The following is a 25,283-nucleotide window of genomic DNA, read 5'->3' on the forward strand; positions in this document are numbered from 1 at the left end:
TATTAATGTGCGGCAGCGCTTTGAGCGCCGTCCAATAATAACGACGACCCCAGGTCGTCAGCCCGCCATCGGTGTGGAAATAAAAATAATGAATCAGCCCTCTGTCGGTACTACGTTGGACGTCCAGTCCTTCATCAACACCCAGCCACTGTCACGCTACCAGTGGCGCGTGGTGATCCTGTGTTTCCTGATCGTGTTCCTCGATGGCCTCGACACCGCCGCCATGGGCTTCATCGCGCCTGCGCTGTCCCAGGACTGGGGCATCGACCGCGCCAGCCTCGGCCCGGTGATGAGCGCCGCGTTGATCGGCATGGTCTTCGGCGCGCTGGGTTCTGGCCCCCTGGCGGATCGTTTCGGTCGCAAAGTGGTGCTGGTGGGCGCGGTGCTGGTGTTTGGCGCGTTCAGCCTGGCCTCGGCCTACAGCAGCAACGTCGACCAACTGCTGGTGCTGCGCTTCCTCACCGGGCTGGGTCTGGGCGCGGGCATGCCGAATGCGACAACGCTGCTGTCGGAGTACACCCCCGAACGCCATAAGTCGCTGCTGGTGACCAGCATGTTCTGCGGCTTCAACCTGGGCATGGCCGGGGGCGGGTTTATCTCGGCCAAGCTGATCCCGGCGTTCGGCTGGCACAGCCTGCTACTCATCGGCGGCATCCTGCCGTTGATCCTGGCGTTGGTGTTGTTGGTGTGGCTGCCGGAATCGGCGCGTTACCTGGTGGTGCGTAACCGGGGGACCGACAAGGTGCGCAAAACCTTGTCCCCCATCGAGCCCTCTATCGTTGCCCAGGCCAGCCATTTCAGCGTCCCCGAGCAGAAAACCGTCAAGGCGCGCAACGTGTTTGCGGTGATCTTCTCCGGCACCTACAGCGCCGGCACCTTGCTGCTGTGGCTCACCTATTTCATGGGTTTGGTGATCGTGTACCTGCTCACCAGCTGGTTGCCGACCCTGATGCGCGACAGCGGCGCCAGCATGGAACAAGCGGCGTTCATCGGCGCGCTGTTCCAGTTCGGCGGCGTGTTGAGCGCGGTGGGCGTGGGGTGGGCCATGGACCGCTTCAACCCCCACAAGGTCATCGGCACGTTCTACCTGCTGGCCGGGGTGTTTGCCTACGCAGTAGGGCAGAGCCTGGGCAATATCACCTTGCTTGCCACCCTGGTGCTGATGGCCGGGATGTGCGTCAACGGTGCGCAATCGGCGATGCCGTCCCTGGCCGCACGCTTCTACCCGACCCAGGGCCGCGCCACGGGCGTGTCGTGGATGCTGGGTATCGGCCGCTTCGGCGCGATCCTGGGGGCATGGATGGGCGCGACCTTGCTCGGCCTGGGCTGGAACTTCGAGCAGGTGCTCACCGCGCTGGTGATCCCCGCCGCGTTGGCCACGGCCGCTGTCGTTATCAAAGGAATGGTCAGCCACGCCGATGCTACCTGATCATGGCCGCTTTTCCGGTGGGAGCCGGCTTGCCTGCGATGCAGGCGACTCGTTAGGCAAGTGACACTGCGGCGATGCCATCGCAGGCAAGCCAGCTCCCACATTGACCGCGTTCCTCCAGATTATTAGCCAGGCAACAATCCGTTCGATAATCGAACACTGAGTCGATTATCGGATTGTTCGGCCCATTTCCCCGGCTTAATCTTCAAGCACTTCGGCGCCACCTCAGCGCCTTTTTCGATCAACACTGGGAGCCCGAACCCCATGGCTGAAATCCTCGCGCTGCATGACGCGGTGAAGCAATTCGTGACCGACGGCGATACCGTCGCGCTGGAAGGCTTCACCCATCTGATCCCTACGGCAGCGGGTCATGAAATCATTCGTCAGGGCAAGAAAGACCTGACGCTGGTGCGTATGACGCCTGACCTGATCTACGACCAGTTGATCGGTGCTGGCTGCGCCCGCAAGTTGATTTTCTCCTGGGGTGGCAACCCAGGTGTGGGCTCCCTGCATCGCCTGCGTGACGCGGTCGAGAAGCAATGGCCGCAACCGCTGGAAATTGAAGAGCACAGCCACGCCGACCTGGCCAATGCCTATGTCGCCGGTGCATCAGGCCTGCCTTTTGCGGTGCTGCGTGCCTACGCCGGTTCCGACCTGCCCAAGGTCAACCCACTGATCAAGACCGTGACCTGCCCGTTCACCGGTGAAGTGCTGGCGGCGGTGCCCTCGGTGCGTCCGGATGTCAGCGTGATCCACGCACAAAAAGCCGACCGCAAGGGCAACGTGTTGCTGTGGGGCATCCTTGGCGTGCAAAAGGAAGCGGCCCTGGCGGCCAAGCGCTGCATCGTCACCGTCGAGGAAATCGTCGACGACCTCAACGCGCCCATGAACAGTTGCGTGCTGCCGACCTGGGCCCTGACTGCGGTGTGCCATGTTCCCGGTGGCGCGCATCCGTCCTACGCTCACGGCTACAACGAGCGTGACAATCGCTTCTACCAGGCGTGGGACCCGATCGCCCGCGACCGTGAGACCTTTACCGCCTGGATCAACGAATACATCCACGGCACTGCCGACTTCACCGAATTCCAGGCCAAGCTGGCCACCGCGCAGGAGGCCAAGTAATGGCTTACTCGACCAATGAAATGATGACCGTCGCCGCCGCGCGTCGCCTCAAGAATGGCTCCGTGTGCTTCGTCGGCATCGGCCTGCCGTCCAAGGCGGCCAACCTGGCGCGCCTGACCTCGTCGCCGGATGTGGTGCTGATCTACGAGTCCGGCCCGATTGGCGCCAAACCGTCGGTACTGCCGCTGTCCATCGGTGATGGTGAACTGGCGGAAACCGCCGACACTGTCGTACCGACCGGTGAGATCTTTCGCTATTGGCTGCAAGGCGGGCGCATCGATGTGGGCTTTCTCGGCGCGGCCCAGGTCGATCGCTTCGGCAACATCAACACCACCGTGGTCGGTGACTACCACCAGCCCAAAGTGCGCCTGCCGGGTGCCGGTGGGGCGCCGGAAATTGCTGGCTCGGCCAAGAGCGTGCTGATCATCCTCAAGCAGTCGGCGCGTTCGTTTGTCGACAAACTGGACTTCATCACCTCGGTCGGCCACGGCGAAGGCGGCGACTCGCGCAAACGCCTGGGTCTGCCGGGCGCGGGGCCTGTAGGGATCATTACCGACCTGTGCATTATGGAACCGGAAGCGGGCACCCATGAATTCGTGGTCACCGCGCTGCACCCTGGCGTGACCCGTGAGCAAGTGGTGGCGGCCACCGGTTGGGCGATTCGTTTTGCCGACCAGGTCGACACCACCGCCGAACCGACTGAAGTAGAGCTGACCGCCCTGCGTGACCTTGAAGCACGCACCGCGGCCGCCCATGGCCAAGCGCCGGGAGAAGCCTGATGCGCGACGTATTTATCTGTGATGCCATTCGTACCCCCATCGGCCGTTTCGGCGGTGGCCTGTCCACCGTGCGTGCCGATGATTTGGCGGCGCTGCCGATCAAGGCCCTGATTGAACGTAACCCCTCTGTGGACTGGCAGGCCGTCGATGAAGTGTTCCTCGGCTGCGCCAACCAGGCCGGCGAAGACAACCGCAACGTGGCGCGCATGGCGCTGTTGCTGGCGGGCCTGCCGGAAAGCATTCCGGGTGTGACCCTCAACCGCTTGTGCGCCTCGGGCATGGACGCGATCGGCACGGCCTTCCGCGCGATTGCCAGCGGCGAAATGGAACTGGCGATCGCCGGTGGCGTCGAGTCGATGTCCCGCGCGCCGTTCGTGATGGGCAAGGCCGACGCGGCGTTCTCACGCAACATGAAGCTGGAAGACACCACCATCGGCTGGCGTTTTATCAACCCGCTGATGAAAGCGCAGTACGGCGTGGATGCGATGCCGCAGACCGCCGACAATGTGGCCGACGACTACAAGGTGTCCCGCGCCGACCAAGACGCCTTCGCCCTGCGCAGCCAGCAACGCACCGCTGCGGCCCAGGCCGCCGGCTTTTTCGCCGAAGAGATCGTGCCGGTGCGGGTTGCGCATAAAAAAGGCGAAACCGTGGTGGAGCACGACGAGCATCCACGTGACACCACCCTGGAAGCCCTGGCCAAGCTAAAACCGGTCAACGGCCCGGACAAAACCGTCACCGCTGGCAACGCCTCGGGCGTGAACGACGGTGCGGCGGCGCTGATCCTGGCCTCCGCCGAAGCGGTCAAGAAACATGGCCTGACCGCCCGCGCCCGCGTATTGGGCATGGCCAGCGCCGGTGTCGCACCGCGCGTGATGGGCATCGGCCCGGTGCCAGCGGTGCGTAAGCTGGTCGAGCGCCTTGGCCTGGCCGTGACCGATTTCGATGTGATCGAACTCAACGAGGCCTTCGCCAGCCAAGGCCTGGCCGTGCTGCGTGAACTGGGCATCGCCGACGACGCGCCCCAGGTCAACCCGAATGGCGGCGCTATCGCCCTCGGCCACCCGCTGGGCATGAGCGGCGCGCGGCTGGTGCTGACGGCCCTGCACCAACTCGAAAAAACCGGTGGCAGCAAAGGCCTGGCGACCATGTGTGTCGGTGTTGGCCAAGGCCTGGCCCTGGCGATTGAACGCATCTAATAAGAGAGGATTGCTCCATGAGTGACAAGCCCGGATACCGGCGCCCGCAAGCGGGCACTCAACCTGATTACCTGCACCCGGCCTACCAGTCGACGAACCTGCGTTCGCCGTCGCAGCCCCTGGTGTTCCTGCCCCATTCCTTGTCGGAAATTACCGGCCCGACCATCGGCGCCGAGCGCGTCAATGAGAAGGACAACGACCTCACCGCCCAGCATGAAGGCGAGCCCCAGGGCGAACGCATCATCATCCACGGCCGTGTGCTCGACGAAAACGGCCTGCCGGTGCCGGGCATCCTTGTCGAGATCTGGCAAGCCAACGCCGCCGGCCGCTACAACCACAAGCGCGACGTGCACGACGCGCCGTTGGACCCGAACTTCACCGGCACCGGCCGCACCGTCACCGACGCCGATGGCTGGTACCAGTTCCAGACCATCAAGCCCGGCGCCTACCCGTGGGGCAACCACCACAACGCGTGGCGCCCGGCGCATATCCACTTTTCGCTGTTCGGCCCGAGTGTGCTGACGCGCTTGGTGACGCAGATGTATTTCCCCGGCGACCCGCTGCTGGAATACGACCCGATCTATAACTGCGTGCCGGACACTTCGGCCAAGCAACGTTTGATCGCCAGCTTCGACCTGGAAAAAACCATTCCTTCCTATGCCCTCGGCTACCGCTGGGACATCGTCCTGCGCGGCCGCGACGCCACGCCGATGGAGAAATGAGATGACACTCAACGCGACCACGTCCCACACCGTCGGGCCGTACTACCACATCGGCCTGACCTGGCTGAACCGCGAAGACCTCACCGTGGCCGCCACCCTTGGCGAGCGTGTGGCGATCAGCGGGCTGGTGGTGGATGGCAACGGCGATGTCGTCAATGACGCCATGCTCGAAGTCTGGCAGGCCAACGCCGCCGGCAAGTACGACCATCCCGAAGATGAGCAGGACAAAGCGCTGGACTCGAACTTCGAAGGCTTCGGCCGGGTGCCGGTGGATGCCGAAGGGCGGTTTCGCTTTACCACCATCAAGCCGGGCGCTGTGCCGGGCCTGAAAGGCACGACCCAGGCGCCACACCTGGTGGTGCTGGTGTTTGCCAGGGGCTTGGTGAAGCACTTGCTGACGCGGATTTACTTTGACGGTGAGGCGCTGAATGGGGATGACCCGTTGTTGGCGTGTGTGCCGGCAGATCGGCGCGAAACCTTGATTGCCAAGCAGGATGCAGAGGGTGTGCATCAGTGGAATGTGATTTTGCAGGGCACAGACCGGGAAACAGTGTTCTTTGATTATTGAGTTGGCTTGAGAGCATTCGCGGGCAAGCCCGCTCCCACATTCGATCGAGTTTCAACTCTGGAATGCGGTCAACTGTGGGAGCGGGCTTGCCCGCGAAGAGGCCCTCACAGGCACGACATACCTAAAAGTCTTGTTGCGGAACGAGCTTGTTGCAAAGTATGTCTAGGCTACACACGTTCCCACTGAGTGAAAAATCATGACAACAACAACGAGTCACTACACCGGAGAAGAACGCAGCAAACGGATTTTTGCGATCGTCGGGGCCTCCTCCGGCAACCTCGTCGAATGGTTCGACTTTTATGTCTATGCCTTCTGCGCCATCTACTTTGCGCCGGCGTTTTTCCCGTCGGACGACCCCACGGTCCAACTGCTCAACACTGCCGGTGTGTTCGCTGCCGGTTTCCTGATGCGTCCTATCGGCGGCTGGCTGTTTGGCCGGGTGGCCGATAAACATGGCCGCAAGAATTCGATGATGATCTCGGTGCTGATGATGTGTGCCGGCTCCCTGGTCATCGCCTTCCTCCCGACGTACAAGGACATCGGCGCCTGGGCGCCGGCGTTGCTGCTGGTCGCGCGCTTGTTCCAGGGCCTGTCGGTGGGGGGCGAATACGGCACCACCGCGACCTACATGAGTGAAGTCGCGCTCAAGGGCCAGCGCGGTTTCTTCGCGTCGTTCCAGTACGTGACCCTGATCGGCGGGCAACTGCTGGCAGTGCTGGTGGTGGTGATCCTGCAACAGATCCTCACCGAAGAAGAATTGCGCGCCTGGGGCTGGCGGATTCCGTTCGTGATTGGCGCTATTGCGGCAGTGATCTCGCTGCTGCTGCGTCGCACCCTCAAGGAAACCACCAGCAAGGAAACCCGCCAGGACAAGGACGCCGGCAGCATCGCCGCGTTGTTCCGTGACCACAAGGCGGCGTTTATCACCGTGCTCGGCTACACCGCCGGTGGCTCGCTGATTTTCTACACCTTTACCACCTACATGCAGAAATACCTGGTGAACACCGCCGGGATGCACGCCAAGACCGCCAGCTACATCATGACCGGCGCGCTGTTCCTCTACATGTGCATGCAGCCGCTGTTCGGCATGCTGGCCGACAAGATCGGCCGTCGTAACTCGATGCTGTGGTTCGGCGCGCTGGGCACCCTGTGCACGGTGCCGATCCTGCTCAGCCTGAAAACCGTCAGCAGCCCGTTCCTGGCCTTTGTGCTGATCACCCTGGCCCTGGCCATCGTGAGTTTCTACACCTCGATCAGCGGCCTGGTGAAAGCCGAAATGTTCCCGCCGCAAGTGCGCGCCCTGGGCGTTGGCCTGGCGTATGCGGTGGCCAACGCGATCTTCGGGGGTTCGGCGGAATACGTGGCCCTGGGCCTGAAGTCCATGGGCATGGAAAACACTTTCTATTGGTACGTCACCGCCATGATGGCGGTGGCCTTCCTGTTCAGCTTGCGCTTGCCGAAACAGGCGGCGTACTTGCACCACGATTTGTAAGGGAAGGGTTATGACACTGCGCACGAGCAATCAATTGTTCGACGCTTACTTCACGGCGGACAGCATGGCCGAGGTGTTCTGCGACCAGGGACGCTTGCAGGGCATGTTGGATTTTGAAGCCGGGTTGGCCCGGGCCCAGGCCCAGGTCGGCTTGATTCCCCAGGCGGCTGTCGCACCCATCGCCCAGGCATGCCTGGCGTCGCTGTACGACGTGGATGCCCTGGGCGTGGCGATTGCCACGGCGGGGAATTCGGCGATTCCGCTGGTGAAGGCGCTGGGCAAGTTGATTGCCAGTGAAGATGCCGGGGCCGAGCGCTACGTGCATCTGGGCGCGACCAGCCAGGATGTGATGGACACCGGCCTGGTGCTGCAACTGCGGCGAGCGGTTGCATTGATCGAAACGGACCTGGCACGCCTGGGCGACATTCTTGCCAGCCAGGCCCAGCGTTATGCCGGTGTGCCCTTGGCGGGGCGGACCTGGCTGCAGCATGCGACGCCGGTCACCCTGGGGATGAAAATCGCCGGTTGGCTGGGGGCCGTGACCCGCAGTCGCCAGCGCCTGGCAGAGCTGAAGCCGCGCCTGCTGGTGCTGCAATTCGGTGGTGCGTCCGGCACCCTGGCAGCGCTTGGCGAGCAGGCAATGCCCGTGGCCCAGGCGCTGGCAGCGGAGTTGCAACTGAGCCTGCCCGAGCAACCCTGGCACACCCAGCGCGATCGCCTGGTCGAACTCGCCAGCGTGCTCGGTTTGATCGCTGGCAGCCTGGGTAAATTGGGCCGCGATATCAGCCTGTTGATGCAGACCGAAGCGGCGGAAGTTTTCGAACCTTCGGCGCCGGGCAAGGGCGGTTCTTCCACCATGCCGCACAAACGCAACCCGGTGGGCGCAGCCGTGCTGATCAGCACGGCCACCCGTGTGCCGGGCCTGGTGGCGACGATGTTCAGCGCCATGCCCCAGGAACACGAGCGCAGCCTGGGCCTGTGGCATGCCGAATGGGAAACCTTGCCGGAGATCTGTCGCCTGGTGTCGGGTGCACTGCAACAGGCTTTGCTGGTCAGCGAAGGCTTGGAAGTCGACCCGCAGCGCATGGCGCAAAACCTCGACCTGACCCAGGGCCTGGTGTTGGCTGAAGCCGTGAGCATCGTGCTCGCCCAGCGACTGGGCCGGGAAACGGCACACCACCTGCTGGAGCAATGCTGCAAGCGTGCTGTCGCCGAGGGGCGGCACTTGCGTGCGGTACTGGCGGATGAACCGCAGATCACTGCCGAGCTGTCAGCGGCCGAATTGGACCGCCTGCTCGACCCGGCCCATTACCTGGGCCTGGCGCAAACCTGGGTCACCCGCGCTGTAGCCGAACACTTTGCTTGAGGAGACCACCGTGGCATTTGTACATCTCGCCGATGGCGAACTGCATTACCAATTGGATGGGCCCGTGGATGCGCCCGTGCTGGTGCTGTCCAATTCATTGGGCACCGACCTGCATATGTGGGACATCCAGATTCCGGCCTTTACCCAACATTTTCGCGTGCTGCGTTTTGATACCCGTGGCCATGGCAAGTCTCTGGTCACGGCGGGTCCTTACAGCATCGAGCAACTGGGTCGCGATGTGATCGCGTTGCTGGATGCGCTGGATATTCAACGTGCACATTTCTGCGGCTTGTCCATGGGCGGCCTGATCGGCCAATGGCTGGGCATCAACGCGGGCGAGCGCCTGCAGCGCCTGGTGGTGTGCAACACCGCCGCCAAGATCGGCACGCCCGAAGTGTGGAACCCGCGCATCGAGATGGTGCTGCGTGATGGCGCGGCAGCGATGGTCGCGCTGCGCGACGCATCGATTGCGCGCTGGTTCACTGCTGATTTCGCGGCGGCCAACCCACACCAGGCCAAGCAGATCACCGACATGCTCGCAGCGACCTCGCCTGAAGGTTACGCCGCCAACTGTGCGGCGGTGCGTGATGCTGATTTCCGTGAGCAACTGGCTTCAATCAAAGTCCCGACCCTGATCGTTGCCGGCACTGAAGATGCCGTCACACCGCCGGCCGGCGGTCACTTTATCCAAAACCATGTGCAGGGTGCCGAGTACGCCGAGTTCTATGCGGCGCACCTGTCGAACGTACAGGCGGGCGCGGCGTTCAGTGACCGTGTGCTGGAATTTCTGCTGGCGCACTAAACCTGTGGCAAGGGCGCCTACTGTAGTGAGCGGGCTTGCCCCGCGCTGGGGCGCGAAGCGTCCCCAATGAAGGCAACACACCTTTTCAGATGAGCCCGGAGTTATCAGGTTTAAGGACCGCTGCGCAGCCCAGCGCGGGACAAGCCCGCTCACCACAAGTAATCGATTTGAATACGGAGAATTTGTTTTGGACGAGAAACAACGTTATGCCGAGGGCCTGCAGGTGCGCCGTGAAGTGCTGGGCGATGCCCATGTCGACCGCAGCCTCAATGCCCTGACCGAGTTCAACAGCGAGTTCCAGGAAATGATCACCCGCCACGCCTGGGGTGATATCTGGACCCGTCCCGGCCTGCCACGGCATACCCGCAGCCTGATCACCATCGCCATGCTCATCGGCATGAACCGCAGCGAAGAACTCAAGCTGCACCTGCGCGCCGCCGCCAGCAACGGCGTGACCCGCGCCGAGATCAAGGAAGTGCTCATGCAGAGCGCGATCTACTGCGGGATCCCCGCGGCGAATGCCACGTTCCACTTGGCGGAGTCGGTGTGGGATGAGCTGGGTATCGAGTCGCGCTAGGCTGACTGAGTTGAAATACAGTCAAAATGTGGGAGCGGGCTTGCTCGCGAAAGCGGTGGTTCAGTTAATACCTGTGCTGACTGACACATCGCATTCGCGAGCAAGCCCGCTCCCACAGTTAATCTTTACAGGGTTTCAAAAATCAGTGGGAGTCGGCGTCCCACACCCAATTCCACACGCCTGGCAGATGCACCTCTTCACTCACCTCCTTGACCGTACGCGCCAACGCCGCGCGCTGTAGCTGGGCGGTGTCGGTGTAGAAGGGCTCGGCGGCAGTCTTCATGCCGTTGATCCGGGCGCTGTCCAGCAGGATCTGCAAGTACTCCTGCATATGCCGCGCGGTGTAGCGGTTGATGTCGTGGAAGGTCACCACCACCGGTATCACCCCGTCCACTGTCGGCAACTCACCCAACGCAATGCGCTCGCGCACCACCGACAGTTGCCGGTATAAATTGGCCCGGCGGCGCGGGCTGCCGTTGAAGCCCCAGATCTTGCCGTCATTGGCGCTCAGGTCCGTCAGTAATACGTGCATGCCATGGCGCTGGTAAGCGGCGAAGGTACGGCGGTCGTAATTCCAGAACGGCGGGCGCACCAGCACCGGCGGCGCGCCTGTGATCGCGGCAATATCGGCGGCGCCTTGGCTGAGGGTGCTTTCCAGTTCGGCATCGTTCAGCCAGCGGTGGTTGGTGTGAAACCCCGTGGCCGTGTGGAAGGCCAGGATGTGACCGGCCGCATACTCGCGCTGCATGGTCTTGCGGCCCCTTGCGCTGCCGCCGGAACGGGCTGCTTCGGTCTGCAAGAAGAACACCGCCTTGATCCCCGGCAGCACCGGGTTCTGCGCCAGGTCGGCGATCACCGACCGGCTCGGGTTGTTGTAGCCCGACGCGCTCGGGCCGTCATCGAAGGTCAGCAGGAAGCGGATCGGCGCCTGGGCTTGCAGGCGTTGCTCGGTTTGCGGCGTGAGGGCAATGGGCGCGCCGATGCAGCCGCTGAGGCTCAGGGCCAGGGCTAGGAGGGCGGACGCATAAGCGAAGGATTTCATGGTGTGCGCGGGCTCGAATGAAAGCCGCTGCTGATTCAGCTCAGCAGCGGCAGGCGCGCACCATACAGCAAGGTCAATGATGGTTTACAGCAGGCTTATCGGGTAACTGACGATCAACCGGTTTTCGTCGAACTCATTGTTGCTGTAGTCGCGGCGCATGCTGGAGTTACGCAGGCGCACATTGAGGTTTTTGGCCACGCCGCTTTGCACGGTATAGCCCACTTCGGTTTCGCGGCCCCATTCCTTGCCGTCGGTGAGGGTGCCGGTGTGCACGTTGCTGCCGCTGATGTAGCGGTTCATCAGGGTCAGGCCGGGCACGCCGAGGGCGGCGAAGTTGTAGTCGTGGCGCACTTGCCAGGATTTTTCCTGGGCATTGTCGTAGCTGCTGTTGTAGCTGTCGTTGGCCAGGGTGCCGCCGCTGGTGCCGTTGACGCGCATCCAGGCGCTGTTGCCGGTGAGCTTTTGCAGGCCGACGTAGAAGGTGTTGCCGCCGTATTTGGCGGAGAACAGGCCGGACCAGGTTTTATTGTCCAGGTTGCCAGCGCGGGCGCTGCCGTCGTCTTTGCCGTAGAAAAAGCCGAGGTTGGCACCCAGGGTCCAGGCGCCGATGGGCTGGCTGTGGATCAGGTTGACGAACTGCTGGCTGTAGATGTCCTTGAGCTGGGCATTCCACAGGCCGATCTGGGTGCGCTTGTCGTTGAACGCATACTCGCCGCCCTGGAAGTTGAAGCGGTCGGAGGTGAACGCGGTTTTACCGAACATCGACATGTCACTCATGCTGCTGTCGTCACGCGGGCTGTTGGCGCGGAACTGGCCGCCATAGAGGGTCAGGCCGTCGATTTCCTTGGAGGTGATCTGCCCGCCGCGCAAGGTCTGCGGCAGGGAGCGGCCATCGTCCGAGCGCAGGATCGGCAGCACCGGCATCCATTCGCCGACCTTCACTTCGGTCTTGGAAATGCGCGCCTTGAACGCCACCCCCAGCCGTCCGAATTCATCCGCAGGGCGGCCGTCATGGTCCAGCGGCAACAGCTGGGTGCCGCCGGTGCCGCGTCCGCCATCCAGCTTCAACGAATACAGCCCCAGCACATCTACGCCGAACCCCACGGTGCCCTGGGTAAAGCCGGACTTGGCGTCGAGGATGAAACTCTGCGTCCACTCCTGCGCGCCACCTTGGGCCTTGGTGGGGTTGGTGTAATTGCGGTTGAAGAAGAAATTGCGCAGGTTGAGGTTGGCGCTGGCGTCTTCGAGAAAGCCGTGCTCCTCGGCGACAACGGGGAGGGCAAGGCTGGCGACAGCGGTAGCCAGCAGCAGCCGGCGCGGGTGGAAAGTGCTCATGGTGTCGGACCTGTTGTTATTGGGTTTATGCAGGTGGCGGCCATGGTGCGCGGCGGTGCGGGGGCGATGAAAGTGGGGGAGAGCGGGTTGTGGGCGATGATCGAACGCAAGTTGCCGGGCGCTCGGGCCCGGCATGAGGGGTTAGCGCTTGGGCAGGTCGAAGTGGGTCCAGGGCACTTGCGGCAAGTAGTGCTGCGCAGCCACGATCAGCGCCACCATCACCACTAGGAACATCGCTTGCAACGGGCTCCAGAAGGCCCAGTGCAAGCCATTCAGCCACGGGTAGCCTTGGCTGAATTTAACGCTCATGTGACCGATGCGTTTTTTGTGCAGGAGGTTGATCAGGACCATGCCGGCGTAGGTGACCATGCCCAGCACGCCAAGCATCAAGCCGCAGGCTCCCAGCATGACCAACTGTGGCACGCCGTGGCGAATCACCAGCCAGTAGTCGTTGGGGTTGAGCCGCTTGGGGATCAGGTACTCGCTCAGCCACACATCCACCACCCGGTAGGTAGAGCTCATTGAGGCCCACAGTTGAGTGACGCGAAAGCCAATGGCCGCTGGCACAAACGCCATCAGCATGAAAATCACCAGCGACATCCCATCCATCCGGTCGGGTTTGTCGTGGGCGATACTCAGGCCAAGCCCCAGGGCGAAAAGGGCCCACAGTCGGATGAACACCTGGGTGTAAATCGGCCGGGGTACGTATTTGCGCCAGAAGAACAGGTCGGCCCGAGGCAAGCGCTCGACCAGTTGCGGGTAGCGCCAGGTCAGGGTTTCGGCCAAGTGCTGGCTGGCATTCCACTCGTTTTCGCCAAACCCGTCGATCATGCGTTTGTGTTGGGTGGCGGTCATGGGCGTCAGTAACAGGCGCGCCGCCAGGGCATCGGCTGAGGTGCGCCGCGGGTCCTGGGCCTTCTCCTGCAAGTGGGTGTAGAAGCTTTCCTGCTCACAGCGCGACACCAGTTCGCGCCACATCCACGCCGGCTCCGGGAACACGCCTTTCTGGTCGTCCCAGCCGAACGCCTGGCACACCCGCTCGAACAACGGCACGCTCCAGGTGGTGTCGTGGAGCAGGTGCAGGATGATGCGTTGCCACTGCTGTTGCAGGTCGAACACCCGCAGCCACGGCTGGTTGTTGTAGTGCGTGAGCTGGGTGATGAACTCGCGCTCGGCCTTTTGCTCCAGCCGTTCCTCTAGGGTGCGGCGGTAGTCCTGCAGCAGCTCGCCGGTCAGCGCTTCGTGCTGCCATGGTGTCATGGTCACCTGTTGCCACGGCGTCAGCCATTCCAGGTGTTGCACCGCCCAACGGGCGATGGCGCTGCGCTCGCCCGGCGCTTCGAAGCAATGACGCAACAGGCCGGTCTGGAATGCATCGGTACAGCCCTGTTGCAGGGCCTGGGCCCAGCGGTGGTCGAGGTTGTGCGCGTTGAGGCCGTCGAGCAACGCCTGGGCCGGGTCGGGTGCAGGCGTCTCGAAAAGCGCAGGGCGGACCTGGCTGATATTCATCAGTTCGGCCAGGTCATTCAGGTTGCCGTAGGCTGCTTCGGCCACCGGCGCCTGGACGCTCTCTTGCTCTTCTTCGGCGTCAACCCGCCAGCGTGCGTAGGCCAGCGCCTCTTCATAGGCTTCGCGCAGTCGCTGGAAGCCGGCAGCATCGTCATCCGGCCGGCAGCTTTTCAGCAGCCGCGCATAGGTGCGCTTGATGGTGCGCTCGTCGGCGTCTTCCGGCAGTTGCAGTACGGTCCAACACTCCATGTCGTGTTTCCTCAGCGCCAGAACCCGTTGTCGAGCTGCTCAAGTTGACGGGTCAGTTCGCTGCGGGCTTCACGGATGCGGCGCTCGTCCTGGGTGTCGAGCACTTGCTGGAACTGCGCGGCCCAATGCCCGAGTTGCTCGCGCAGTTCGCCGAGGTTTTCCTGATAAAGGCGCTCGAGGCGCGCCGTGAGTACAGTGTTGACCTGTTGGTCGCGCGGATGAACCTTCAACTGCGCCAAGGCTTGCAGGCGTTGCTGGATCTCCTCCGGGCTGAGCACGCCTGGGTTGTTCTCGATCACCAGCGAGTGCTGCTCGCCAGTCAGCGGGATGCTCACCTGGGCTTCCAGCAGGCCGTTGTTGTCGTAGGTGAAACGCACATCCAGCGAGACTTCACCGGCTTTGCGCTTGGGCACTGGGATATCCAGTTGGCCCAGTTCGATGTTGTCTTTGACCAGGCGGCTTTCGCCTTGGTAGATCTTGAGCAGTACGCGGGTCTGGTCGTCGTGAAGGGTGACCACGCTTTTGACGCGGCTCACCGGCACGCTGCTGTTGCGTTCGATCAGTGGCAGGTAGTGCCCGCTTTCGATATGGCCACCGTACTGGTTCGAGGTTTCGATACCGAGGGTGTAAGGGCACACATCGGTCAGCACCACTTCTTCCAGTGCCGCAGAGCGCGCCTTGAGGGCCGCCTGGATCGCGGCGCCATGGGCGACCACCTGGTCCGGGTCGAGGCTGATGGACGGGAAGCGGCCAAACAGACCGGCGGCGAGTTTGCGTACCAACGGCATGCGCGTGGTACCGCCCACCAACAGGATTTCATCCAGGTCGCCGACACGAATCCGCGCATCACGCAGGGCCCGTTCAATCGGCGCGCGCAGGCGTTCCAGCAGCGGTGTGTAAAGCTTGGCCAGTTCCTGCTGGGTGATGGTTTTCACCCATTGCTGGCCGTCGACACGCAGGGCGAATTCGGCACTGTCGTCCTGGCCCAGGGCTTTGCGCACCCGTTCGGCTTCGCGGCGCAGGGCTTGCAGCACGCTGCTGGTGGGCGGGAAGCCTTGGGCGTTGCGCTGGCTGTCGACGAAATGTTCGAGCAACAGGGTGTCGAAGTCTTCGCCGCCAAGGAAGTTGTCGCCGGCGCTGGCGCGGACTTCCATCACACCGTCGAACAGCTCGATGATCGACACGTCAAAGGTGCCGCCGCCGAGGTCGAAGACCAGGAACGAGGTTTCTTTGTCGCGCTGATGCAGGCCGTAAGCGAGGGCGGCAGCGGTGGGTTCGTTGATCAGTTTTTCAACGTTGAGCCCCGCCAGCTCGCCGGCAATGCGCGTGGCCTTGCGTTGGCCGTCGCTGAAATACGCGGGCACGCTGATCACGGCTTCGGTAACGGTGTGGCCGTACGTACGCTCGATGTCTTCCTTCAGGCTTTTGAGCACCAGCGCGGAGAGTTCTTCCGGACGGAACGAGCGGTCGCCCAGGCGCACTTCGGTGGCACTGCCCATGAAGCGCTTGAACAGCGAAGTGGTCAGGTGCGGGTGGGTGTGCAGGCGCTCTTTGGCAGCCTGGCCTACCAGGACACGGCCTTGATCATCCAGCCCGACCACGCTGGGGGTCAGCAACTGGCCAAGGGCATTGGGCACCAATTCGGCGGCGTCACCGCGCCAGACTGCAGCGAGACTGTTGGTGGTTCCCAGGTCGATTCCTACGATCATTACGACAAGCTCCCTCTGTGGTCTGTAAGAATCTGTTACCAATTTTACCCTGAAAGGTTGAAGAGAAAGCAAGGTGGTAAAGCCTCGCAGGTTTATAGGAAACGGCTTGCCGGGGATAGCGGTGTTTCGGTGGTATTAAAAGGCAGGCATAAAAAAACCGCTTCCGGTGAGGGAAGCGGTTTTTTTGTTTACAACAGCGCTATCAGAACAACTTCAACGCCGGTGCTTCTTCTTTCAACGGCTCGTTCTTCGCGGTCTGCTCGTTCCAGCCACCGCCGAGGGCCTTGTACAGGTTGACCTCGCTGGTCAGCTGCGCCAGGCGGTCGGTGATCAGCGATTGCTGGGCACTGAACAGCTGGCGTTGGGCATCGAGGAACGTCAGGTTGCTGTCGACACCGATGCGGTAGCGACGTTCGGCCAGGCGGTAGTAATCCTGGTTGGCCGCGACGAAGCCACGCTGGGCCTCCAGTTGCTGCTTGTAGGTTTCACGCGCGGCGAGGCCGTCGGAGACTTCCTGGAAGCCGGTCTGGATCGCCTTCTCGTAGTTCGCCACGTTGATCTCTTTCTGGATCTTCGAGTAGTCCAGGCTGGCGCGCAGGCTGCCGGCGTTGAAGATCGGGATGTTGATCTGCGGGGCGAACGACCAGGTGCCCGAGCCGCCTTTGAACAGGCCGCCGAGGTCCGGGCTCAGGGTGCCGGCGTTGGCCGTCAAGCTGATGCTCGGGAAGAACGCTGCACGGGCCGCGCCGATATTGGCGTTGGCGGCCTTGAGGTTGTACTCGGCCTGCAGGATGTCGGGGCGACGTTGCAGCAGGTCCGACGGCAAGCCGGCCGGCACTTCGCTGAGCAGGTCATCCGACAGCGGCTTGCTGGCGATATTCGCCGGCAGGCCGGTGCCTAGCAGCAGGGTCAGGCTGTTTTCGTCCTGGGCAACCTGGCGGGTATACCGGGCCAGTTGCACGCGGGCGTTTTCCACCGAGGTGCGCGCCTGGCTCAGGTCGAGGGCCGAGGCCACGCCGACTTCGTTGCTGCGCGAGGTGAGCTTGAAGCTCTGCTCGAACGCGCCCAGGGTGTCCTGGGTCAGCTTGAGCAGTTCCTTGTCGGCCTGCCAGGTCAGGTAGGCATTGGCCATGCTGGCCACCAGGCTGATCTGGGTACTGCGGCGTGCTTCTTCAGTGGCGAAGTACTTCTGCAGCGCTTCTTCACTCAGGCTGCGCACGCGGCCGAACAGGTCCAACTCATAGGAGCTGATCCCGAGGGTGGCCGAGTATTGGCTGGTGATGTTCGCTTCGCCGGTCTGCGAGGCACGGGCCGGCACACGCTGGCGGCTGCCGCTGCCATTGGCCGACACGGCCGGGAACAGGTCGGCACGCTGGATGCGGTACTGCGCGGCATACGCGTCGATGTTCAGGGCCGCAACGCGCAGGTCACGGTTGTTCACCAGCGCGGTCTGGATCAGCTGTTGCAGGGCAGGGTCATGGAAAAACTGCTTCCAGCCCTGCTCGGCAGCGGCCTGGTTCGGCGCCTGGGCCGACGAATACGCCGGCCCCTGCGGGAACTGCGCGGCCACCGGCGCTTCGGGGCGCTGATAGTCAGGTATCAGCGAGCAGCCACTGAGCACGAATGCCGTGACGGCTAGGGAAAGTAGCGACTTGCTCATTGGCCAGCCTCTTTAGGAGTTTCAGTAGTGTCAGTCTTTTTACGTTCGCCAGCAGCGGATACGGTTGCGAAGAACAATGGCACCCAGAAGATCGCCAGGACAGTGGCCGTGATCATACCGCCAATTACGCCGGTACCGATCGCGTGCTGGCTGCCTGAACCGGCGCCCGAGGAGATCGCCAGCGGCAGTACGCCGAGGATGAACGCCATGGAGGTCATGATGATCGGCCGCAGACGCATGCGCGACGCCTCGATGGCCGCCTCGACGATGCCTTTGCCCTGTTCGTGAAGCTCTTTGGCGAACTCCACGATCAGAATGGCGTTTTTCGCCGCCAGGCCCACCGTCACCAACAGGCCCACCTGGAAGAACACGTCGTTGGAGAGCCCGCGCATGCTGGTGGCGATCAACGCACCCACCACGCCCAGCGGCACGACCAGTACCACCGCGATCGGGATCGACCAGCTTTCGTACAGGGCCGCGAGGCACAGGAACACTACCAGCAGCGACAGGGCGTACAACGCAGGCGCCTGGGAGCCGGACAGACGTTCTTCGTACGACAGGCCCGTCCAGGCGTAACCCACGCCCGCCGGCAGTTCCTTGGCGATACGTTCGACTTCGGCCATGGCGTCACCGGTACTGTAGCCCGGAGCCGGGGTACCGAGGATTTCCATCGCCGCTACACCGTTGTAGCGCGAGAGTTTCGGCGAACCGAAGATCCACTTGCCCGAGGAGATGGCCGACATCGGCACCATCTTCCCGGAGTCGCTGCGCACGTACCACTTGTCCAGGTCTTCCGGGGACATGCGGCCAGCGGCCTCGCCTTGCACGTACACCTTCTTCACTCGACCACGGTCGATGAAGTCGTTGACGTAGCTGCCACCCAGGGCAATCGACAGGGTCTGGTTGATGCTCGACAGCGAAATACCTTGGGCACTGGCCTTCTCGTCATCGACGGTGAGCTCGTACTGCGGCTCATCGTTCACGCCGTTGGGACGCACACCGGCCAGGATCTTGCTTTGCGCTGCCGCACCGAGGAACTGGTTGCGCGCTTCCATCAGTTTTTCGTGGCCGACACCGCCCTGGTCTTGCAGGAACACGTCGAAACCGGTGGCGTTACCCAATTCCAGAACCGAAGGCGGCACGATGGCAAATACCATAGCGTCCTTGAAGGCCCCGAAGAAGTAACCCTGGGCACGCTTGGCAACCTCGAATACCGACATGGACGAATCGCGTTCATCCCACGGCTTGAGCATCACGAATGCCAGGCCCGAACTCTGGCCACGGCCGGCGAAGTTAAAGCCGTTTACTGTAAATACCGACTTCACAGCCTTGCCTTCGCCTGGCTCGCCTTCCTTGTCGTGGAGCAGGAAGGCGCGCATGTCGTCGATGACTTTCTGCGTACGTTCAGCCGAAGAGCCGACCGGGGTCTGCACCTGGGCGAAGATCACGCCCTGGTCTTCTTCTGGCAGGAACGCGCTTGGAATGCGGGTGAACAGCCAGATCATGCCGGCGAAGATGATCAGGTACACGAAGAATGCAGGAAACTTGTGCTTGATCATGTTGCCCACGCCGCGCTCGTAGCTCAGTACGCCACGGTCGAAGGTGCGGTTGAACCAGCCGAAGAAACCACGCTTGGGTTGGCCGTGCTTTTCCGGGTCGATCGGCTTGAGCATGGTGGCGCACAAGGCCGGGGTAAAGATCAGGGCAACCAGTACCGACAACGCCATGGCCGAAACGATGGTGATGGAGAACTGTTTGTAGATCACACCCGTAGAGCCGCCGAAGAACGCCATCGGCAACAGTACCGCCGACAGGACCAGGGCAATACCCACCAGGGCGCCCTGGATCTGGCCCATGGATTTCACCGTCGCTTCTTTCGGCGACAGGTGTTCCTCGGCCATGACCCGCTCGACGTTTTCCACCACCACAATGGCATCGTCCACCAGCAAGCCGATGGCCAGGATCATGCCGAACATGGTCAGGGTGTTGATGGTGAAGCCGAACGCGGCAAGGATCCCGAAGGTACCCAGCAATACCACCGGTACCGTCATGGTGGTGATGATGGTGGCGCGGAAGTTCTGCAGGAACAGGAACATCACCAGGAACACCAGCACGATCGCCTCGACCAGGGTGTGGACTACACCGGAGATCGATTCGGTTACGACTGGCGTGGTGTCATACGGCACCACCGCCTTCATGCCTGGTGGGAAGAACGGTTCCAGGGACGCCACGGTGGCACGGATGGCCTTGGCGGTGTCCAGGGCGTTGGCGCCCGATGCCAGCTTGATCGCCATGCCGGAAGCCGGCTTGCCGTTGAACTGTGCACTGATGCTGTAGTTTTGGCCGCCCAGTTCGATGCGGGCGATGTCACGCAGGCGCACTTGCGAACCGTCGGCATTCACCTTCATGAGGATCTTGCCGAACTCTTCGGCAGTCTGCAGGCGGGTCTTGCCGATGATGGTCGCGTTCAGCTGGGTGCCGGGCAGGGCAGGCAAACCGCCCAGTTGACCGGTGGCCACCTGTACGTTCTGGGCCGAGATCGCGGTGCTGACGTCTACCGGGGTCAACTGGTAGTTGTTCAGTTTGGCCGGGTCGAGCCAGATACGCATGGCGTACTGCGAACCGAACACCTGGAAGTCACCGACGCCCGCGGTACGCGAGATCGGGTCCTGGATGTTGGACACGATGTAGTTGGACAAGTCGTCCTTGGTCATGCTGCCGTCTTCCGACACCAGACCGATCACCATCAGGAAGTTCTTCACCGACTTGGTCACGCGGATACCCTGCTGCTGCACTTCTTGCGGCAGCAGTGGGGTCGCCAGGTTCAGCTTGTTCTGCACCTGAACCTGGGCGATGTCCGGGTTGGTACCCTGGTTGAACGTCGCGGTGATGGTCATGCTGCCGTCGGAGTTACTGTCCGAGGCGACATAACGCAGGTTGTCGATACCGTTGAGCTGTTGCTCGATCACCTGCACCACGGTGTCCTGCACGGTTTGTGCGGACGCGCCTGGGTAGGTCACTTGGATGTCGATGGCGGTTGGCGCGATGGCCGGGTATTGGTTGATGGGCAACTTCAGGATCGACAGTGCCCCGACCAGCATGATCACCAGGGCAATTACCCAGGCGAAAATGGGACGGTCGATAAAAAATTTCGACATGGGTTACTCCCCCTGGCCAGCAGCGGCAGCAGGAGCTGGAGCAGAACCGGCAGGCTTGGCGTTGTCGGCGTCCTTGACCTTGACTTCGATGCCCGGCTTGATGAATTGCAGGCCTTCAGTGATCACGCGGTCACCGGCGTTCAGGCCTTTTTCCACCAGCCAGTAGGCGCCGGCAGTGCGGTTGGCCACCAGTTGACGCTGCTCGACCTTGTTGTCCTTGTTCACCACCATGGCGGTCGGGATACCTTTGATATCACGGGTCACGCCTTGTTGGGGTGCCAGGATGGCCTTGCTGTTCACACCGGCCTGCAACTGGGCGTGCACGAACATGCCCGGCAGCAGCGTGTGGTCAGGGTTGGGGAACACGGCGCGCAGGGTCACGGAACCGGTGGTCTGGTCAACCGACACTTCGGAGAACTCCAGCTTGCCGTCCTGGCCGTAGTCGCTGCCGTCTTCCAGGGTCAGCTTGACCTTGGCGGCATTGGCGCCGGCTTTTTCCAGTTGGCCGCTTTCCAGGTCACGGCGCAGTTTCAGCATTTCGGCCGAAGACTGCGTGACGTCGACGTAGATCGGGTCCAGTTGCTGGATGACGGCCATGGAGTCGGCCTGGCCATTGCTGACCAGCGCGCCTTCGGTCACCGAGGAACGGCCGATACGCCCGGAGATAGGCGCGTACACCTTGGTGTAGCGCACGTTGATCTGGGCCGTTTGAACGTTTGCTTCCGCGGTCATGCGGTTGGCGACAGCGGTGTCGTATTCCTGGCGGCTCACGGCCTGCTCATCGACCAACTGCTTGTAGCGGTCGGTGATGGATTTGGTCTGGGTCAGGCTGGCCTGTGCGCTTTTCAGGGTGGCTTCATACACCGACGGGTCGATCTGGTAGAGCTGTTGCCCTTCCTTCACGTCCGCGCCTTCCTTGAACAGGCGCTTGAGGATGATGCCGTTGACCTGTGGGCGAACTTCCGCGATGCGGTAGGCGGTGGTGCGGCCTGGCAGCTCGGTGGTCAGGGTATAGGCTTGCGGTTGAATGGTGACCACGCCGACCTGAGGGGTTTGAGCGGGCGGAGCCGCTTCTTCCTTTTTACATCCGCTGAGCAGCGATGCCAGGGCGACGGCAGTGACCAGAGCGGTAACAGCTGGCTTAAGTTGCATGAAGATCCTCGGGTCAGGCGCGCAGGGTGCGCACAAGAAGTGTGGAAGGGTAAAAAACAAGCTGTGAGTAGATAAGTAGCTTGCTACGCAATATACTTACGTTCATGGTTGTTTGTAAACTCTTGACAGGCTTCGCGGAATGTTGACAAAGCAACGCCCAAAGCCTCGATTTTAGTACGTTCGGTGCCCATGACGGTGCCGTCCCACAATTATTCAGATCATCGTTACCGCCTATTAAATCTGCGTTACCGATAGTCCCAAGTACCCTGATTGAGGTTTTACTGCCATGGTTCGTCGCACCAAAGAGGAAGCTCAGGAAACGCGCAGCCAGATTCTCGAAGCCGCCGAGCAGGCCTTTTACGAGCGCGGCGTTGCGCGGACCACGCTGGCGGATATCGCCGCACTGGCCGGTGTGACGCGGGGTGCTATCTATTGGCATTTCAGCAACAAGTCCGATTTGCTGCAGGCGCTGCTCGACACCCTGCATGAGCCGCTGGATGAACTGGCCAGGGCCAGTGAAAGCGAGGATGAACTCGACCCGCTGGGCTGCATGCGCAAGCTGTTGATTCATTTGTTTCATCAAGTAGCCCTGGACCCGAAAACCCGGCGCATCAACGAGATCTTGTTCCATAAGTGCGAATTCACCGATGAAATGTGCGACATGCGCCGCCAGCGTCAGACCCACAGCTTGGAGTGCAACCTGCGCATCGGCCTGACATTGCGTAACGCGGTCCATCGCGGGCAACTTCCGGAAAATCTCGACACTGCCCGTGGCGCAGTGTGCATCCACGCCTACATCAACGGTCTGATCGGCCAGTGGCTCCTGGTGCCCGACAGCTTCCAACTGCATCAGGAGGCCGAGCGCTGGGTGGATGCCGGGCTGGACATGCTGCGCTGGAGCCCAAGCCTGCGCAATTAAGACAAAATGCGTAATTGCATCAGGTTGTGTCAACAGTAAAGCCCAAGGACCGTCAATCGTCCTTTTGCCTGATAGGTGGGGTGACTTTATATACGGGCTGGCGGGCGGTTGATAGGTAGCCGACTAAGTATTTTGTAGCGATTTTGTTGCAGGGCTGTGAAGGAGTGTTTCCTGGCCCATGAAAAAGCCCCGGTTCCTGCGAGCCGGGGCTTTCTCGTTTCAGCACGTTACATTACAGCGCCAGCGTCGGGTAATCGATGTAGCCGACCGGGCCTTTGCTATAGAAGGTGTCTGGACGTGCTTCGTTGAGCGGCGCATCAGCCTTCAAGCGCGCTGGCAAATCCGGGTTGGCAATGAACGGCACACCCCAGGCGACGGCATCGGCTTTACCTTCGGCCAGCCAGGCGTTGGCGCTGTCCTTGGTGAAGCGTTCGTTGGCGATGTAGGTGCCACCGAAAGCCTTCTTGAGTTGTGGACCGAGGCTGTCGGCGCCTTCTTTCTCACGGGAGCAGATAAACGCGATGCCACGCTTGCCCAATTCACTGGCGACGTAGGTGAAGGTCTCCGCCAGGTTGTCGTCGCCCATGTCATGGGAGTCGGCGCGCGGTGCGAGGTGCACACCCACGCGGCCAGCGCCCCAGACTTCGATGGCGGCGTCGGTCACTTCCAGCAGCAGGCGTGCACGGTTTTCCAGGGAGCCGCCGTACTGGTCGGTGCGCTTGTTGGTGCTGCTCTGCAGGAACTGGTCGAGCAGGTAGCCGTTGGCGCCATGGATTTCCACGCCGTCGAAACCGGCGGCCTTGGCGTTCTCGGCGCCGGTGCGGTAGGCGTCGATGATGTCGGCGATTTCAGCGGTTTCCAGTGCGCGTGGGGTCGGGTAGTCGGCCAGTGGGCGAACCAGGCTGACGTGGCCTTTGGGCTGGATCGCGCTCGGTGCAACCGGGGTTTCGCCGTTCAGGTACGACTCATGGGAAATACGCCCCACGTGCCACAGTTGCAGGAAGATCTTGCCGCCCGCGCCATGCACGGCCTTGGTGACGTTGGCCCAGCCGCGCACCTGATCGTTGGACCAGATGCCCGGGGTGTCTGGGTAGCCCACGCCCAGTGGCGTCACGGAGGTGGCTTCGCTGAGGATCAGCCCGGCGGAAGCGCGTTGCACGTAGTACTCGGCCATCAGCGCGTTGGGTACGCGACCGGCATCGGCACGGCAGCGGGTCAGCGGCGCCATGATGATACGGTTCGACAGTTCCAGGTCGCCCAGTTTGATTGGATCGAAAATAGTCGTCATGGGGAAAGCACCTTTGTCTTTGAAGTGGATCAGTTGGTCGCAGGGGCCAGGTCGGCATCGCCGCTCTGACGGAAAGTAATCAGGGTCACCACCAGCGCGAGAATCGCCAGGGCCGCTGCGGCCAACGGCACGCTGGTCAGGCCGAAACCGTGGGCGATTACACTGCCGCCCACCCAGGCTCCGAGGGCGTTGCCGATGTTGAACGCGCCGATGTTCAGGGTGGACACCAGGTTCGGTGCGGCCTTGCCGAAGGTCACTACGTTGATCTGCAGCGCAGGCACTGCGGCGAACGAGGCGGTGGCCCACAGGAACAGGGTGATTTCAGTCGGAATCACAGCGATGCTGGTCCAGGTCAGTGCCGTGGAGACCACTGCCATGCTGATGAACACGCCGATCAGGGTTGCCGCCAGGCGCTTGTCCGCGAGTTTGCCGCCGATAATGTTGCCGACAGTGAGGCCCAGGCCGATCAGCAATAGGGTCCAGGTCACGCCCTTGGGCGACACGCCGGTGACATCGCCGAGCAGCGGCGCGACATAGGTGAAGAGGGTGAACATGGACGCGGCAAACAATGCGGTCATGGTCAGCGACAGCCAGATGCCGGCGCCCTTGAGGGCCGCCAGTTCGGCGCGCATGTCGAGTTTCTCTTCATCACGCTTGGCGGGCAGGAAGCGGATCAGGCCGATCAACGCCACCACACCAATCACCGTCACTGCCCAGAAGGTCGAGCGCCAGCCTGCTTCCTGGCCGAGTGCGGTACCCAGCGGTACACCGAGCACGTTGGCCAGGGTCAAGCCGGTGAACATCAGGGCCACGGCCGAGGCACGCTTGTTGGCCGGCACCAGGTTGGCTGCGACCACCGAACCAATACCAAAGAACGCACCGTGACACAGCGCGGTAACGACACGGGCAAACATCAGCACGTTGTAGTCACTGGCCAGGGCACAGAGCAGGTTGCCGATAATGAAGATCCCCATCAACGCTACCAGGGCCGCCTTGCGTGGCAGCTTGGCGGTGGCCAGTGCCATGAAGGGAGCACCGATGGCCACGCCCAGGGCGTAGCCGGTGACCAGCCAGCCAGCGCCGGGAATCGATACGCCCAGGTCCGTCGCCACATCGGGCAACAAGCCCATGATGACGAACTCGGTGGTGCCGATGGCGAAGGCGCTGAGGGCCAGTATGAGTAGCGAGAGGGGCATTAGCGTTTCC

The 25,283-nt window shown here is 62.2% G+C and carries 20 protein-coding genes; 11 read left to right on the forward strand and 9 right to left on the reverse strand.

Going from position 1 to position 25,283, the window contains the following annotated elements; all coding sequences use genetic code 11:
- The first annotated feature begins 88 nt into the window (after positions 1-88).
- From pcaK to pcaC, 10 genes are all read left to right on the forward strand, one after another.
- A complete protein-coding gene (gene pcaK, locus KUA23_RS06940; RefSeq protein ID WP_078047272.1) occupies positions 89-1,429 on the forward strand; it encodes a 4-hydroxybenzoate transporter PcaK in 1,341 nt (446 codons plus the stop codon).
- A 264-nt stretch (positions 1,430-1,693) separates the two neighbouring features.
- A complete protein-coding gene (locus KUA23_RS06945; RefSeq protein ID WP_252993625.1) occupies positions 1,694-2,551 on the forward strand; it encodes a CoA transferase subunit A in 858 nt (285 codons plus the stop codon).
- On the forward strand, positions 2,551-3,330 hold the full coding sequence (locus KUA23_RS06950; protein ID WP_025855318.1) for a CoA-transferase subunit beta: 780 nt from the start codon (positions 2,551-2,553) through the stop codon (positions 3,328-3,330). The genes KUA23_RS06945 and KUA23_RS06950 overlap by 1 nt, the downstream gene beginning before the upstream one ends.
- A complete protein-coding gene (gene pcaF, locus KUA23_RS06955) occupies positions 3,327-4,529 on the forward strand; it encodes a 3-oxoadipyl-CoA thiolase (RefSeq protein WP_252994259.1) in 1,203 nt (400 codons plus the stop codon). Before KUA23_RS06950 ends, pcaF begins: the two co-directional genes overlap by 4 nt.
- A gap of 17 nt (positions 4,530-4,546) precedes the next feature.
- Entirely contained in the window at positions 4,547-5,251 is a 705-nt protein-coding gene (gene pcaH, locus KUA23_RS06960) for a protocatechuate 3,4-dioxygenase subunit beta (protein WP_078047275.1), read from the forward strand.
- Between the two features lies 1 nt (position 5,252).
- Positions 5,253-5,819: a protocatechuate 3,4-dioxygenase subunit alpha gene (gene pcaG / locus KUA23_RS06965; protein ID WP_252993626.1), complete on the forward strand. Its 567-nt coding sequence runs from the start codon at positions 5,253-5,255 to the stop codon at positions 5,817-5,819.
- A gap of 196 nt (positions 5,820-6,015) precedes the next feature.
- The gene (locus tag KUA23_RS06970; protein WP_078047277.1) at positions 6,016-7,311 is read left to right on the forward strand and encodes an MFS family transporter; all 1,296 of its coding nucleotides are present in this window, start codon (positions 6,016-6,018) and stop codon (positions 7,309-7,311) included.
- Between the two features lie 10 nt (positions 7,312-7,321).
- Positions 7,322-8,677 carry a 3-carboxy-cis,cis-muconate cycloisomerase gene (locus KUA23_RS06975; protein WP_099493775.1) on the forward strand — a complete coding sequence of 452 codons (1,356 nt, stop codon included), beginning with the start codon at positions 7,322-7,324 and terminating at the stop codon, positions 8,675-8,677.
- A gap of 10 nt (positions 8,678-8,687) precedes the next feature.
- Positions 8,688-9,479: a 3-oxoadipate enol-lactonase gene (gene pcaD, locus KUA23_RS06980; RefSeq protein WP_252993627.1), complete on the forward strand. Its 792-nt coding sequence runs from the start codon at positions 8,688-8,690 to the stop codon at positions 9,477-9,479.
- Between the two features lie 187 nt (positions 9,480-9,666).
- Positions 9,667-10,056 (forward strand): 4-carboxymuconolactone decarboxylase, encoded by a 390-nt coding sequence (gene pcaC / locus KUA23_RS06985; RefSeq protein ID WP_252993628.1) that lies wholly within the window; start codon positions 9,667-9,669, stop codon positions 10,054-10,056.
- A 142-nt stretch (positions 10,057-10,198) separates the two neighbouring features.
- On the opposite strand, the gene KUA23_RS06990 is transcribed toward pcaC, so the two are convergent.
- From KUA23_RS06990 to KUA23_RS07020, 7 genes are all read right to left on the reverse strand, one after another.
- On the reverse strand, positions 10,199-11,098 hold the full coding sequence (locus KUA23_RS06990; protein WP_068935542.1) for a polysaccharide deacetylase family protein: 900 nt from the start codon (positions 11,096-11,098) through the stop codon (positions 10,199-10,201).
- 84 nt (positions 11,099-11,182) lie between these two features.
- Complete coding sequence (locus KUA23_RS06995) at positions 11,183-12,433, reverse strand: OprD family porin (protein ID WP_100491345.1); 1,251 nt, start codon at positions 12,431-12,433, stop codon at positions 11,183-11,185.
- Between the two features lie 141 nt (positions 12,434-12,574).
- On the reverse strand, positions 12,575-14,191 hold the full coding sequence (locus tag KUA23_RS07000; RefSeq protein WP_252993629.1) for a J domain-containing protein: 1,617 nt from the start codon (positions 14,189-14,191) through the stop codon (positions 12,575-12,577).
- Between the two features lie 11 nt (positions 14,192-14,202).
- Positions 14,203-15,900 (reverse strand): molecular chaperone HscC, encoded by a 1,698-nt coding sequence (locus KUA23_RS07005; RefSeq protein ID WP_078047282.1) that lies wholly within the window; start codon positions 15,898-15,900, stop codon positions 14,203-14,205.
- Positions 15,901-16,102: 202 nt separating this feature from the next.
- Positions 16,103-17,560, reverse strand: coding sequence for an AdeC/AdeK/OprM family multidrug efflux complex outer membrane factor (adeC, locus tag KUA23_RS07010; RefSeq protein ID WP_252993630.1), 1,458 nt, complete (start codon positions 17,558-17,560; stop codon positions 16,103-16,105).
- Positions 17,557-20,718 (reverse strand): efflux RND transporter permease subunit, encoded by a 3,162-nt coding sequence (locus KUA23_RS07015; RefSeq protein WP_078047284.1) that lies wholly within the window; start codon positions 20,716-20,718, stop codon positions 17,557-17,559. Before KUA23_RS07015 ends, adeC begins: the two co-directional genes overlap by 4 nt.
- A 3-nt stretch (positions 20,719-20,721) precedes the next feature.
- Positions 20,722-21,870: an efflux RND transporter periplasmic adaptor subunit gene (locus tag KUA23_RS07020; protein WP_078047285.1), complete on the reverse strand. Its 1,149-nt coding sequence runs from the start codon at positions 21,868-21,870 to the stop codon at positions 20,722-20,724.
- A gap of 286 nt (positions 21,871-22,156) precedes the next feature.
- Here KUA23_RS07020 and KUA23_RS07025 point away from each other — a divergent pair, with 286 nt between their 5' ends.
- The gene (locus KUA23_RS07025; protein ID WP_078047286.1) at positions 22,157-22,789 is read left to right on the forward strand and encodes a TetR family transcriptional regulator; all 633 of its coding nucleotides are present in this window, start codon (positions 22,157-22,159) and stop codon (positions 22,787-22,789) included.
- A gap of 232 nt (positions 22,790-23,021) precedes the next feature.
- On the opposite strand, the gene KUA23_RS07030 is transcribed toward KUA23_RS07025, so the two are convergent.
- Together KUA23_RS07030 and KUA23_RS07035 are read right to left on the reverse strand one after the other, a co-directional pair.
- The gene (locus tag KUA23_RS07030; RefSeq protein WP_078047287.1) at positions 23,022-24,077 is read right to left on the reverse strand and encodes an alkene reductase; all 1,056 of its coding nucleotides are present in this window, start codon (positions 24,075-24,077) and stop codon (positions 23,022-23,024) included.
- Between the two features lie 29 nt (positions 24,078-24,106).
- Positions 24,107-25,273: an MFS transporter gene (locus KUA23_RS07035; RefSeq protein WP_078047288.1), complete on the reverse strand. Its 1,167-nt coding sequence runs from the start codon at positions 25,271-25,273 to the stop codon at positions 24,107-24,109.
- Between the last annotated feature and the right edge of the window lie 10 nt (positions 25,274-25,283).

It is taken from the genome of Pseudomonas pergaminensis (genome assembly GCF_024112395.2).
Taxonomy (GTDB): Bacteria; Pseudomonadota; Gammaproteobacteria; order Pseudomonadales; family Pseudomonadaceae; genus Aquipseudomonas; species Aquipseudomonas pergaminensis.

What these genes read in the sequence shown, in the direction of transcription:
- pcaK (WP_078047272.1), top strand. Translation starts at nt 89, where the DNA reads ATGAATCAGCCCTCTGTCGGTACTACGTTGGACGTCCAGTCCTTCATC.
- KUA23_RS06945 (WP_252993625.1), top strand. Translation starts at nt 1,694, where the DNA reads ATGGCTGAAATCCTCGCGCTGCATGACGCGGTGAAGCAATTCGTGACC.
- KUA23_RS06950 (WP_025855318.1), top strand. Translation starts at nt 2,551, where the DNA reads ATGGCTTACTCGACCAATGAAATGATGACCGTCGCCGCCGCGCGTCGC.
- pcaH (WP_078047275.1), top strand. Translation starts at nt 4,547, where the DNA reads ATGAGTGACAAGCCCGGATACCGGCGCCCGCAAGCGGGCACTCAACCT.
- pcaG (WP_252993626.1), top strand. Translation starts at nt 5,253, where the DNA reads ATGACACTCAACGCGACCACGTCCCACACCGTCGGGCCGTACTACCAC.
- KUA23_RS06970 (WP_078047277.1), top strand. Translation starts at nt 6,016, where the DNA reads ATGACAACAACAACGAGTCACTACACCGGAGAAGAACGCAGCAAACGG.
- KUA23_RS06975 (WP_099493775.1), top strand. Translation starts at nt 7,322, where the DNA reads ATGACACTGCGCACGAGCAATCAATTGTTCGACGCTTACTTCACGGCG.
- KUA23_RS06990 (WP_068935542.1), bottom strand. Translation starts at nt 11,098, where the DNA reads ATGAAATCCTTCGCTTATGCGTCCGCCCTCCTAGCCCTGGCCCTGAGC.
- KUA23_RS06995 (WP_100491345.1), bottom strand. Translation starts at nt 12,433, where the DNA reads ATGAGCACTTTCCACCCGCGCCGGCTGCTGCTGGCTACCGCTGTCGCC.
- KUA23_RS07000 (WP_252993629.1), bottom strand. Translation starts at nt 14,191, where the DNA reads ATGGAGTGTTGGACCGTACTGCAACTGCCGGAAGACGCCGACGAGCGC.
- KUA23_RS07005 (WP_078047282.1), bottom strand. Translation starts at nt 15,900, where the DNA reads ATGATCGTAGGAATCGACCTGGGAACCACCAACAGTCTCGCTGCAGTC.
- adeC (WP_252993630.1), bottom strand. Translation starts at nt 17,560, where the DNA reads ATGAGCAAGTCGCTACTTTCCCTAGCCGTCACGGCATTCGTGCTCAGT.
- KUA23_RS07015 (WP_078047284.1), bottom strand. Translation starts at nt 20,718, where the DNA reads ATGTCGAAATTTTTTATCGACCGTCCCATTTTCGCCTGGGTAATTGCC.
- KUA23_RS07020 (WP_078047285.1), bottom strand. Translation starts at nt 21,870, where the DNA reads ATGCAACTTAAGCCAGCTGTTACCGCTCTGGTCACTGCCGTCGCCCTG.
- KUA23_RS07025 (WP_078047286.1), top strand. Translation starts at nt 22,157, where the DNA reads ATGGTTCGTCGCACCAAAGAGGAAGCTCAGGAAACGCGCAGCCAGATT.
- KUA23_RS07030 (WP_078047287.1), bottom strand. Translation starts at nt 24,077, where the DNA reads ATGACGACTATTTTCGATCCAATCAAACTGGGCGACCTGGAACTGTCG.
- KUA23_RS07035 (WP_078047288.1), bottom strand. Translation starts at nt 25,273, where the DNA reads ATGCCCCTCTCGCTACTCATACTGGCCCTCAGCGCCTTCGCCATCGGC.